General features: G+C 67.1%; 12 protein-coding genes. All 12 read left to right on the forward strand.

Going from position 1 to position 12,562, the window contains the following annotated elements; translation table 11 throughout:
• Positions 1–2 precede the first annotated feature (2 nt).
• From ACWDUN_RS13945 to ACWDUN_RS14000, 12 genes are read left to right on the forward strand one after another with little or no spacing between them, the layout of a single operon-like run.
• Complete coding sequence (locus ACWDUN_RS13945) at positions 3–1,223, forward strand: MCE family protein (protein ID WP_449929471.1); 1,221 nt, start codon at positions 3–5, stop codon at positions 1,221–1,223.
• A gap of 10 nt (positions 1,224–1,233) precedes the next feature.
• A complete protein-coding gene (locus ACWDUN_RS13950; protein WP_083061007.1) occupies positions 1,234–2,265 on the forward strand; it encodes an MCE family protein in 1,032 nt (343 codons plus the stop codon).
• Positions 2,262–3,851, forward strand: a complete 1,590-nt coding sequence (locus ACWDUN_RS13955) for a virulence factor Mce family protein (protein ID WP_083061006.1) — start codon at positions 2,262–2,264, stop codon at positions 3,849–3,851. The genes ACWDUN_RS13950 and ACWDUN_RS13955 overlap by 4 nt, the downstream gene beginning before the upstream one ends.
• A 10-nt stretch (positions 3,852–3,861) precedes the next feature.
• Positions 3,862–5,505: a virulence factor Mce family protein gene (locus ACWDUN_RS13960; RefSeq protein ID WP_083061005.1), complete on the forward strand. Its 1,644-nt coding sequence runs from the start codon at positions 3,862–3,864 to the stop codon at positions 5,503–5,505.
• Entirely contained in the window at positions 5,502–6,644 is a 1,143-nt protein-coding gene (locus tag ACWDUN_RS13965; RefSeq protein WP_083061004.1) for a virulence factor Mce family protein, read from the forward strand. Before ACWDUN_RS13960 ends, ACWDUN_RS13965 begins: the two co-directional genes overlap by 4 nt.
• Positions 6,645–6,650: 6 nt before the next feature.
• The gene (locus ACWDUN_RS13970; RefSeq protein WP_083061039.1) at positions 6,651–8,201 is read left to right on the forward strand and encodes an MCE family protein; all 1,551 of its coding nucleotides are present in this window, start codon (positions 6,651–6,653) and stop codon (positions 8,199–8,201) included.
• Positions 8,171–8,869, forward strand: coding sequence for a hypothetical protein (locus tag ACWDUN_RS13975; protein ID WP_083061003.1), 699 nt, complete (start codon positions 8,171–8,173; stop codon positions 8,867–8,869). The genes ACWDUN_RS13970 and ACWDUN_RS13975 overlap by 31 nt, the downstream gene beginning before the upstream one ends.
• Positions 8,866–9,840 (forward strand): RDD family protein, encoded by a 975-nt coding sequence (locus tag ACWDUN_RS13980; protein ID WP_449929475.1) that lies wholly within the window; start codon positions 8,866–8,868, stop codon positions 9,838–9,840. Before ACWDUN_RS13975 ends, ACWDUN_RS13980 begins: the two co-directional genes overlap by 4 nt.
• Positions 9,837–10,388, forward strand: a complete 552-nt coding sequence (locus ACWDUN_RS13985) for a mammalian cell entry protein (protein ID WP_449929477.1) — start codon at positions 9,837–9,839, stop codon at positions 10,386–10,388. The genes ACWDUN_RS13980 and ACWDUN_RS13985 overlap by 4 nt, the downstream gene beginning before the upstream one ends.
• Positions 10,355–11,029 (forward strand): mammalian cell entry protein, encoded by a 675-nt coding sequence (locus ACWDUN_RS13990; protein WP_449929479.1) that lies wholly within the window; start codon positions 10,355–10,357, stop codon positions 11,027–11,029. Before ACWDUN_RS13985 ends, ACWDUN_RS13990 begins: the two co-directional genes overlap by 34 nt.
• 12 nt (positions 11,030–11,041) lie before the next feature.
• Entirely contained in the window at positions 11,042–11,722 is a 681-nt protein-coding gene (locus ACWDUN_RS13995; RefSeq protein WP_449929481.1) for a YoaK family protein, read from the forward strand.
• Between the two features lie 9 nt (positions 11,723–11,731).
• Entirely contained in the window at positions 11,732–12,562 is an 831-nt protein-coding gene (locus ACWDUN_RS14000; protein WP_449929483.1) for an SDR family NAD(P)-dependent oxidoreductase, read from the forward strand.

The raw sequence follows: 12,562 nt of genomic DNA on the forward strand, positions 1-12,562 counted from the left end.
CCATGACGCAGCCCTCCGCACCCCTGGTCAAGCCGAAGACGCCGCCGTACAAGGTCGCCGGGCTCATCCTGCTGCTCGTCAGCGCGCTCATCCTGACGCTGACCTGGCTGCAGTTCCGCGGCTACTTCGAAAAGCGTGTGCAGCTGACGGTGATGGCCGAGCGCGCCGGTCTGGCCATGGACCGCGGCTCCAAGGTCACCTTCAACGGGGTGCCGATCGGGCGGCTCGCCGAGGCCGGTGTCGTCACCGTCGGTGATGTGCCGCAGGCCAAGCTGACCCTCGACGTCGACCCGAAGTACCTGTCGCTCATCCCGTCCAACGTGCAGGCCGAACTGCGGGCCACCACGGTGTTCGGCAACAAGTACATCTCGTTCCTGTCTCCGGAGAATCCGTCCTCGGAACGCCTCAGCAGCGGCGCCACGATCCAGGCCAGCGGCACCACCACCGAGTTCAACACCCTGTTCGAGACGATCATGAAGATCTCCGAGCAGATCGACCCGGTGAAGCTGAACCAGACCCTGACCGCGGCCGCCCAGGCCCTCGACGGGCTCGGCGACAAGTTCGGCCAGTCCCTGGTCGACGGCAACGACATTCTCGGGGAACTGAATCCGCGCATGCCGCAGATCCGCCGCGACATCACCGGCCTGGCCGATCTGGGCGAGGTCTACTCCGAGGCGGCGCCGGACCTGTTCGACGGGTTGGCCAACGCGGTGACCACCGCGCAGACGCTGAACGCCGAGCAGGGCAACATCGACCAGGCGCTGATGGCCGCCGTCGGGTTCGGCAACACCGGCGCCGACATCTTCGAGCGCGGCGGCCCGTATCTGGTGCGCGGCGCGCAGGATCTGCTGCCCACCTCGAAGCTGCTGGACTATTACAGTCCGCAATTGGTCTGTACGATTCGTAATTTTCATGGTGTGGCACCTAAACTTGCCGGTGCGCTGGGTGGTAACGGGTACTCGCTTCTCGCCCGCAGTTCTATTTTGGGCGCGGGCAACCCGTACGTGTTCCCGGACAACCTACCGCGCGTCAACGCCACCGGCGGGCCGGGCGGGCGCCCGGGTTGCTGGCAGCCGATCACCCGCGACCTCTGGCCGATGCCGTATCTGGTGATGGACACCGGCGCCAGCATTGCGCCGTACAACCACTTCGAACTCGGGCAGCCGATCATGCAGGAATACGTCTGGGGACGCCAGGTGGGGGAGAACACGATCAACCCATGAGTAACGCATCATGAGTATCAAGGGCACGCTCTTCAAACTGGGGGCCATCTCCGCGGTGCTGCTGACCTTCACCGCGCTGATCTTCGTGGTGTTCGCCCAGCTGCGCTTCGACCGGACCACCGGCTATTCGGCGATCTTCGAGAACGCCAGCGGTCTGCGCACCGGACAGTTCGTGCGCGCCTACGGCGTCGAGGTCGGCAAGGTGGAGGGCGTCACGCTGATCGACGGCGGCGAGCGGGTGCGCGTCGACTTCGAGGTCGAACGCAACCTGCAGCTGTTCTCCGAGAGCACCGCTGCCATCCGCTATCTCGATCTGATCGGCAACCGCTACGTCGAGCTGCGCCGCGGGGACAGCAACACCGTGCTGCCGGCGGGTGCCACCATCCCATTGGAACGCACCGAACCGGCGCTGGACCTCGACGCCCTCGTCGGCGGTTTCCGTCCGCTGTTCAAATCGCTGGACGCGGACAAGGTCAACAACATCGCGACCTCGATCATCACGATCTTCCAGGGCCAAGGTGGCACCATCAACGACATCCTCGACCAGACCGCCGAGTTGACATCGGCTCTGGCAGACCGTGATCAGGCGATCGGCGAGGTCATCACCAACCTGAACACCGTGCTGGACACCACCGTCAAGCACCAGAAGCAGTTCGACGAGACGCTGGTGAATTTCGAGACACTCATCACCGGCCTGAAGAACCGCGCCGACCCGATCGGCGAGTCGGTGGCCGATATCAGCAACGCCGCCGGATCGCTGTCGGATCTGCTGGCCGACAACCGGCCGCTGCTGCGAGACACCTTCGGCTACCTGGAGACCATCCAGCAACCGCTGATCGATCAGCTCGACCAGGTGAACGACATCGTGCAGAAGATCCCTGCCTCGCTGAAGATTCTGGGCCGTTCCGGTGGCATCTACGGCGACTTCTTCAACTTCTACGCCTGCGATCTCTCGCTCCAGCTCAACGGCCTGCAGCCGGGCGGACCGGTCCGTAACGTGCGGCTCACATCCCAGCCGACCGGGAGGTGCACACCGCAATGAGAACCATCCAGGGCAATGACCGCATCCGCAAGGGTGTGATGGGTGTGGTGACGGTGGCGCTCGTCATCGGGGTGGGATCCTCGATCACCAGCGTGCCGATGCTGTTCGCGGTGCCCGAGTACTACGCCCAGTTCAACGACACCGGTGGCCTGAACGTGGGCGACAAGGTGCGCATCGCCGGTGTCGACGTCGGCACCGTGCAGAGCATGGAGATCAAGGGCGACAAGGTCGAGATCGGCTACACCCTGGGCGGTATGCAGATCGGCACCGAGAGCCGCGCGGCCATCCGCACCGATACGGTGTTGGGCCGCAAGAACATCGAGGTCGAACCGCGCGGCAACGAGCTGCTCAAACCGCGCGAGTTTCTGCCGGTGGAGCAGACCCAGACGCCGTACCAGATCTACGACGCATTCCTGGACGTGACGCAGGGGACGGCCGGCTGGGACACCCAGGCGGTCAAGCAGTCGCTGAACGTGCTGTCCGAGACCGTCGATCAGACCTACCCGCATGTCAGCGCGGCACTGGAAGGTGTGCAGCGGTTCTCCGACACCCTCGGTCAGCGCGACGAGCAGCTCAAGCAGTTGCTCGCCAACGCCAACAAGATCGCCACCGTGCTCGGCGACCGCAGCGGCCAGGTCAACGCGCTGCTGGTCAACGCCCAGACCCTGCTGGCCGCGGTCAACGAGCGCAGCTACGCGGTGAACATGCTGCTGGAGCGGATCTCGAATGTCTCGACGCAGGTCTCCGGCCTGATCGAGGACAATCCTAACCTCAACAAGGTGCTGACCCAGCTGAACACCATCAGCGACACGCTCAACGAGCGCAAGCAAGACCTGGCCGACACCCTGTCCATCGCAGGGAAATTCATCACCTCGCTGGCGGATGCGTTCGCGTCAGGACCCTATTTCAAAGTGATGGTGGCCAACCTGTTGCCGCCGACGTTGTTGCAGCCCTTCGTCGACGCCGCGTTCAAGAAGCGCGGCATCGATCCCGAACAGTTCTGGCGCAACGCCGGCCTGCCGGCGTTCCAGTTCCCCGATCCCAATGGGGAGCGCTTCGAGAACGGGGCACCCCCGCCGGCGCCGCGGGTGTTGGAAGGCACCCCCGAGTTCCCGGGTCCTGCGGTGCCCAAGGGTTCGCCGTGCTCCTACACCCCGCCGGCCGACGGTCTGCCGCGGCCCAACGATCCGCTGCCATGTGCGGACCTGACGGTCGGCCCGTTCGGCGACAACCCGTACGGACCGAACTACCAGGGACCCGTCGGCGTGCAGACCTCCGACCCGAATGTGCACGGGCTCGGCCCGACACCGGGCATCCCGAGTGCCGCCATCCCCGGTCAGTTGCCGCCGAACGTGCCGGGCACCCCGGTGCCGCTGGTGCCCGGTCCGCCGGGGGCGCGCACCGTGCCGGTCGGTCCGCCCGGGGTCCCGGCACCGCCGGGACCCATCCCGAGTCGCGCGCCGCTGCCGCCGCCGCTGCCCGGACCGCCCCCGCCGCCGGGGCCGGGCCAGCAGCTGCCGCCGGTCGGAACACCGCCGCTGCCCGGCAATCCGCCGTTCCTCCCGCCCAATTCGCAGGAAGGGTAGGGCTGAACAGATGTCGACGATCTTCAACGTCCGCAACATCAAGCTGCCGCACTTCTCCAAGGCGACGGTGATCCTCACGGCCATCGTGCTGGTGGTCGCCGTCGGTGCGGCCGCGGTCGGCTGGAACGTGTACAAGAAGCTGACCACCACCACGGTGACCGCGTACTTCCCGCAGACCCTGGCGCTCTACCCGGGCGACAAGGTGCTCATCATGGGCGTCAAGGTCGGTGCAATCGACTCGATCGAACCGCAGGGCGACCGGATGAAGGTGGTGCTGCACTGGGACAGCAAGTACAAGGTCCCCGAGAACGCCAGCGCCTCGATCCTCAACCCGTCGCTGGTGGCCTCCCGCGTCATCCAGATCTCCCCGCCCTACACCGGCGGTCCGGAGATGAAGGACGGAGCGGTCATCGACGAGGACCGCACCCAGGTCCCCGTCGAATACGACCAACTGCGCGACCAGATCAGCAGGCTGCTGTCCGATCTGGGCCCCACCCCCGAGCAGCCCAAGGGCCCGTTCGGCGATATCGTCGAATCGTTCGCCGACGGTTTCGAGGGCAAGGGCGAGCAGTTCAACAAGACACTGCAAGGACTTTCGGACGCGCTGACCGCGCTGAACGAGGGCCGCGGCGACTTCGTCGGGATCGTCAAGAGCCTGGCCGTGTTCGTCAACGCGCTGCACCGCAGTGATCAGCAGTTCGTGGCGCTGAACAATGACCTGGCGCAGTTCACCAACTCGTTCACCAACACCGACCGCGAGGTCGCCACCGCGCTGGACGATCTGAACGAGGTGCTGGCCACCACCCGGCAGTTCCTCGACGAGAACGGCACGCCGCTCACCAACAACATCAACAACCTCTCCGACGTGACGACGGCGATCCTGCAGCCCGAGCCGCGCGACGGGCTGGAGACGGCGCTGCACGCCTTCCCGAACCTGGCGGCCAACGTCGTCAATATTGTCTCGCCCAACCAGGGCGGCATCGTCAGCCTGCCGGTGCTGCCCGGTGTCACCAACTTCTCCAATCCGCTGAACTTCATCTGCAGCTCCATCCAGGCCGGCAGCCGGCTCGGGTACCAGGAGTCCGCCGAGCTCTGCGCCCAGTACCTCGCGCCGGTGATGGACGCGATGAAGTTCAACTTCCTCCCGTTCGGCGCCAACCTGGCCGCCGGCGCGATGACCCTGCCCAAACAGATCGCGTACTCCGAACCGCGCCTGCGTCCGCCACCGGGATACAAGGACACCACCGTGCCGGGCATCTTCTCCCGCGACACCCTGTTCTCACACGGCAACCACGAGCCGGGCTGGATCGTGGCGCCGGGTATGCAGGGCGTCGAGGTGCAGCCGTTCACCGCGAACATGCTGACCCCGGATTCCTTGGCCGCGTTGCTCGGTGGGCCCGATATCGTGCCGCCGGCCGCGCCGCCGGCCTTCGGGGTGCCCCCCGGTGGCAACCTGCCCGGGCCGCCGAACGCGTACGACCAGAACAATCCGCTGCCGCCGCCGTGGTACCCGCAGCCCGGCCCGCCCCCGGTGCCCGCACCGGGTGTCATCCCCGGGGATCCGCCGCCCGCGGTGCCCGTCGGCGCACCGGCCGCTCCCGCGGCGCCGGCCCCGCCCGGGCCGCCGCTGCCCGCCGAGGCAGGTGCACGATGAACCTGAAGAAGATCGCGACCCGCACGGTGGCCCTGGCCGCCGCCGGGCTGATGCTCACCGGGTGCGGACAGTGGCGAGGCATCGCCAACGTGCCGCTGCCCGGCGGGCCGGGCACCCAGAACGGCAGCACCACGATCTACATCCAGATGCCGGAGACGTTGGCGCTCAACGCCAACAGCCGGGTGCGGGTGGCCGACGTGTTCGTAGGGCGGGTGCGCAAGATCGAGCTGAAGAACTGGGTGCCGTTGTTGACGGTCGACCTCGAACCGGGGGTGGAACTGCCCAAGAATGCGCTCGCCCGCATCGGCCAGACCTCGCTGCTCGGTTCCCAGCACGTCGAACTCGACGAGCCGGAGGATCCGTCCTCGGAGCCGCTACGCAACGGGGACACCATCCCGCTGCAGAATTCGTCGGCGTACCCGACCATCGAGCGGACGCTGGCCAGTATCTCCGGCATCCTCACCGGTGGCGGCATCCCGAACATCGAGACGATCCAGAACGAGGTGAACGCCATCCTCACCGGGCGTTCCGACGAGATCCGGGAATTGCTGAACCGGTTGGACACCTTCACCTTCGAGTTGAACCAGCAGCGCGACGACATCACCCGCGCCATCGACTCGACCAACCGGCTGCTCTCGATCGTCAGCCAGCGCAACGACACGCTGGACCGGGTGCTCACCGAGTTCCCGCCGCTGATTCAGCATTTCGCGGAGACCCGCGACCTGTTCGCGGATGCGGTGACCTCGCTGGGCCGGCTCAGCGATGTCGCGGACGAGACGTTGAGCAACACCAACGCCAACCTGAACACCAACCTGAAGAACCTGCAGCGCCCGCTGCGCGAGCTGGCCAAGGCCTCGCCGTACCTGGTGGGTGCGCTCAAGCTACTGCTGACGGCGCCGTTCAACATCGAGAATGTGTCGAAGGCGATCCGCGGTGACTACATCAACGTCTCTCTTACTATCGACCTAACGCTGAGCGCCATCGACAACGGATTCCTGTCGGGAACCGGTATCTCGGGCATGCTGCGGGCACTGGAACAGGCCTGGGGCCGCGATCCGGCGACGATGATCCCGGACGTGCGGTTCACGCCGAATCCGAACAGTGCGCCCAACGGCCCGCTGATCGAAAGGTCGGAGTGAGTCATGCTGCTGACCCGAATGATCAAGACACAGTTGCTCATCTTCGTCGCGCTGACGGTGGTGGCGCTGGTGGTGCTGTCGCTGGGCTACCTGCGGCTGCCGACCTACGCCGGGATCGGCATGTACCGGCTCTACGCCGAACTGCCGAACTCGGCGGGGTTGTACAAGACGGCCAACGTCACCTTCCGCGGTACCACCGTCGGCAAGGTGATCGAGGTCGAGCCGACCGAGACCGGTGCGCGCGTCACGATGGACATCGACGACGACACCAAGGTGCCGGTCGATGCGAGCGCCGACGTGCACTCGGTGTCGGCGGTCGGTGAGCAGTTCCTGGACCTGGTGTCGCCGGACAACGTGTCGCAGTACTTCAACAACGGCGACACCATCACCAAGGGCACCGTGCCGGCCGAGGTCGGTCCGGCGCTGGACGCCGCGCAGCGGGGTCTGGCGGCACTGCCCGAGGAGAAGATCGGCGTCCTGCTCGACGAGACGGCCAAGGCCGTCGGCGGGCTGGGCCCGTCATTGCAGCGCCTCGTCGACGCCACCCAGAACCTGGCCGGCGACTTCCGGGAGAACCTGCCGTCGGTGACCGACATCGTCGAGAACTCGGGCCCCATCATCGACTCGCAGGTGAACTCCGGGGATGCCATCGCCCGCTGGTCGGCGAACCTGAACACGATCGCCTCGCAGACCGCCGAGAAGGATGCGGCGTTGCGCAGCGGTCTGCAGCAGGCGGCCCCGACGGCCGATCAGCTCAACGCGGTATTCGGCGACGTGCGTGAGTCGCTACCCCAGACCCTGGCCAACCTCGAGATCGTCATCGACATGCTCAAGCGCTACAACAAGAACGTCGAGCAGGTGTTGGTGGTGCTGCCGCAGGCGGCCTCGATTAGCCAGGCCGCGACGATATTCGCTCCGCAAGCGTTGCTACACCTTGGCCTCGGCATCAACTCGCCGCCGCCGTGCCTGACCGGCTTCCTGCCGGCCTCGCAGTGGCGGTCGCCGGCGGACACCAAGACCGAGCCGTTGCCGTCCGGCCTGTACTGCAAGATCCCCAAGGATGCGCCGAACGCGGTGCGCGGTGCGCGCAACTACCCATGTGTCGACGTGCCGGGCAAGCGCGCGGCGACCCCGCGGGAATGCCGCAGCGAAGAGCCGTACGTGCCGCTGGGGACCAACCCGTGGTACGGCGACCCGAACCAGATCGTCGACTGCCCGGCCGCGGGCGCCCGCTGCACCCGCCCGGTGAACCCGGGACAGGTGATACCGGCACCGTCGATCAACAACGGGACCAACCCGCTGCCGGCCAGTCAGTTGCCTCCGCCGCAGACGACGCTGCCGACCAGTGATCCGCTCACCCCGCCTGGCCAGGGCTCGGTCACCTGCAGTGGACAGCAACCCAATCCGTGCATCTACACTCCGGCATCAGGTCCGGGTGCGGTGTACAGCCCGTCCAGCGGTGAGGTGGTCGGACCCGACGGCGTCAAGTACTCCGTCAACAACTCGAGCAATCCAGGAGATGACGGATGGAAGGAGATGCTGGCACCGGCCGGCTGAACCCCACCGACGACGAGATCGAGGCCACCGGGTCCGCGGCCTCCAAGGATGTGAAGGACTCCGAGGACTCCAAGGACAAGGACGCCGATACCGCTGAGCGGCCCGCGGACCCGGTCGACGCGGCACCCCAGGAGTCACTCGCCGAACCCGATACCGCGCAGCCGTCCCACGGCCGGCTCGGTGGTGGCTGGGTCGCCGCCATCGCGGTCGTGCTGATCGCCCTGGCCGCCGGGATGGGTGCGGTGGGTTACCTGCTGCTGCAGTGGAACGCTCGCAGCGATCAGATCGCCCGCGACGATGCGGTGGCACTGCAGGCCGCCAAGGACTGCGTCATCGCCACGCAGGCGCCCGACACCGCGTCGATGGGCGCGGCGCAGGCCAGGATCGTGGACTGCTCGACCGGCGACTTCGGCGCGCAGGCCGTCTTTTATAGCTCGATCATGGTCGAGGCCTACCAGGCCGCCAACGTCCAGGTCGAGGTCTCCGACCTGCGCGCGGCCGTCGAACGGCACCACGACGACGGGTCGGTGGACGTGCTGGTCGCCGTGCGCACCAAGGTGACCAACAGTGAGACCGCCGATCAGGAGCAGGGCTACCGACTGCGGGTGACCATGCAGCGTGCCGACGGTACCTACAAGATTGCCAACCTCGTGCAGGTCACCACGTGACGGCCGTTCTCGAGGAGGCAGCACAGCTGGACCCGGGCCCGGAGCCGGTCAAGGCCTCCTGGGGAGCACGGGTCGCTGCATTCGGTATCGACGTCCTGTTCGGTGCCGCGCTGAACGCGACGTTGGCGATGCTGGCCTGGACCGCACCCCTGATGGGCTGGTTGTGGTGGACCTACACGGTGCTCGCCGTCCTGGTCGGACTTGCACTGATGGGCAACCGCTGGGTGCTGCCGGTCCGCACCGGCTGGACGCTCGGCCGGGCCGTCACCGGCATCCGGGTGGTGCGCAGCAGCGGCGGCGCGAATCCCGATACCGGCCGGTTGATCCTGCGCGATATCGCACACCTGGTCGACACCGTGCCGGCCCTGCTGGGCTGGCTGTGGCCGCTGTGGGATCGGCGTGGCCGCACCTTTGCAGACCTGTTGCTGCGCACCGAGGTACGCCGGGTGGGTGAACCCCCGCGGGATGTCCGGCGCCCGGCGGCCATCGCGTTGATCACCGTGGCGCTGTTGTGCGCCGCGGCCGCGACGGCCGGCTATCTGGTGGTGTACCGGGCCGATCGCGCGCTGGACACCGCCCGCGCCGAGATCGCCGCCCAGGGGGCGGGCATCGTGGAGAAGATCCTGAGCTACACCCCCGACACCGCCGATCAGGATTTCGAGCGGGCTCGTTCGCTGGCCTCCGACGACTACCGGCCGCAGTTGGTGGCCCAGCAGGATGCCCTGCGCAAGGCGCCGCTGGTGTCCAACGAGTACTGGTCGGTCAACAGCGCGGTGCTGGAGTCGCCGGCACCGACCACGACGAGCGCGTCGATGCTGCTGGCCATGCAGGGCCAGCGTGGTTCGGATCCGAACACCATGCGGTTCATCACCGCCACCGTGCGGGTGGACTTCGTCAAGACCGGTGCGCAGTGGCAGGTGCAGAACCTGGCGGTGCTGACCCGCCCGCAACGGCAGGAAAGCGGCGGATGAGCCCGCGGCGCATGATCGATCCCGGCCGGCGGGAGTACTTCGTCGCGCCGGTTGATCCGCCCGTCCGCTGGGGCCTGCCGGTGGTGGCGGCGCTGTCGGCGGTGCTGGTGGCCGTCGCGCTGGGCTTCGCCTCGTACTTCACCGTGGTGCACGAGTCGGACCGGCAGACCCAGATCCGTGACGCCGACGCCCTCGGCTATGTGCGCGCCTTCATGACCGCCTACACCACACTGGATCCGTTCAACGCCAACGACTATGCGGATCGGATTCGCGCTCAGGCCACCGGCGAGTTCCTCCAGGTCTTCACCGAGAAGCAGAACCAGATCGTGCTGCAGGTGGCGCGGTTGGAACCCACCACCGGCGCGGTCGTGGAGGCCGGTGTGCAGCAGTGGAACGACGACGGCAGCGCCGACGTGCTGGTGGCCACCAAGAGCACCAGCACCACGCCGGACGGCAAGCAGACCATCGAGACCGGGAGCCGTTGGCTGGCAACGGCTATCAAGGAAGGACAACAGTGGAAGATCAGCCGACTGATCCAGGTGATCTGACCACCGAGTCCGAGGTCAGCGATCCAGATACCCCGGACGAGGCGGACACCACAGACAAGGCGGGTCCGTCGGACGATGCGGATGCGTCGAAGGAGGCGCCCGGTCCGGAGCTGGTGGCGCACCGCCCGCCCGGGCGGCGCGCGAAGGTATTCGCCGCGGCCGGCGCCGTGGCGTTCGTCGCGGCGGCCGCCTTCGCCGGCGCCACCTCGGCTCCCTACCTGCACGACCGGGCCATGGTGCAGGTCAAACTCGACATCGCCGGCACCGCCGCGGATGCCATCACCACACTGTGGACCTACACCCCCGAGGACATGGAGACGTTGCCGGACCGCGCCGCCAAGTACCTGGGCGGGGACTTCCAGAACGAGTACCGCAAGTACATCGACGCCATCGTCGCCCCCAACAAGCAGGCGCAGGTCACCAACAACACCCAGGTGCTGGGCACCGCCGTGGAATCGGTGGACGCCGGCAACGCGTCGGCAATCGTGTACACCAACTCAGTGGCCACCAGCCCGGTCACCAAGAACATCCCGTCACTGCGGTATCTGTCCTACCGGCTGACCATGGAGAAGAGCGGCACGGACTGGCTGATCACCCAGATGAACGCCATCACGTCGCTCGACCTCACGCCACGGCTCTAGCGGATACCGGGCATGCAATCGCCTGTCTCGCAGCGGCTCACGGTCACCGCGCTGCTGCTGCTGACCTTCGCCACCGGACTGGTCGACGCGGTCAGTGTGTTGGTGCTCGGGCACGTCTTCGTGGCCAACATGACCGGCAACGTCATCTTCCTGGGCTTCTGGTTCGTGCCACATTCAGGTGTGGATCTGTGGGCGGCCGTGGTCGCCTTCGGCAGTTTCGTCAGCGGTGCCGTCGCGGGTGGGCGGCTGGTCCGCCACCTCGGACCGTCGGTGCGCCGCTGGATGACGGTGGCTCTGTCGGTGGAGGTGTGCGCACTGGTCACGCTCGCGGTCCTGGCCGGGACCGGGGTGCTGCGCTACCACGACGACACCAAACTGATTCTGATCGCAGGGCTCGCGGTGACATTCGGACTGCAGAACTCTGCCGCCCGTCAGTTCGGGATCGCCGAACTGTCCACCACGGTGCTGACCCAGACCATCGTCGGGATCGGGTTCGACAGCAGGCTTGCCGGCGGCACCGGTGAACGCGAGAAACTGCGCTACGCCGTGGTGTTGACGATGTGTGCCGGTGCGGTGCTGGGGGCCACCATGACGCTGTTCGTGGTGGCGCCGGTGATCGGTGTGGCGGCGGTCGTGGTGGCCGCAGCGGGGTTGATCTTCGCGCTCGGACCGCCCGCGCCGCAGCCGGGATAGTCTGACCCCATGCCTACTGTCCTGGTGACCGGTGCCGGTCGGGGAATCGGCCGGACCATCGCCGAACAGCTGGCCGTGGCCGGCTGGGATGTGATCGCCGGCGTGCGCAACACCGTCGACGGCGCAATGCTGACAGCCACTCACCCCGAGCGGATTTCGGTGGTGGTGCTCGATGTGACCGAGGACGAGCACATCGCGGCACTCGACGAGGCGCTGCCGGCGCAGCTGGACGCGGTGATCAACAATGCCGGCATCGTCGTCGCCGGACCGATGGAGACCGTGACCGCCGATCAATGGCGTAAACAGTTGGACGTCAACGTGATCGGACAACTCGCCGTCACGCGCGCGGTCCTTCCGCGGCTGCGCCGGAGTCAGGGACGGGTGGTGTTCATCTCCAGCGTCAACGGCCGGCTGGCCACGCCGCTCATCGGGGCCTACGCCGCGTCCAAGTTCGCCCTCGAGGCCGCTGCCGACGCGCTGCGAATGGAGTTGCGGCCCTGGCGGATTCCAGTGGTTCTCATCGAACCGGCGCAGACCGATACCGACATGTGGCGAACCGCGGGCATCATGGTCGACGATGTGGAGCAGGCGCTGTCACCCGAGGACCGCGCACTGTATGCCCGGCACATCTCCGGTATGCGCAAGTCGGTGCCCGTCTCACAGCGCATCGCAGTGGCGCCCGAGAAGGTGGCCGCCGTGGTGCTGACCGCATTGACCGCTGCGCGTCCGCGCGCCCGCTACGTCGTAGGTGCCGGTCCCAAGATGCAAATCGCTTTGCTGACACGGCTTCCGGCAACCATCCGAGACCGATTGCTGCGCATCGTGATGCGCCAACCCTGA

The organism is Mycobacterium sp. NPDC003323 (genome assembly GCF_053589535.1).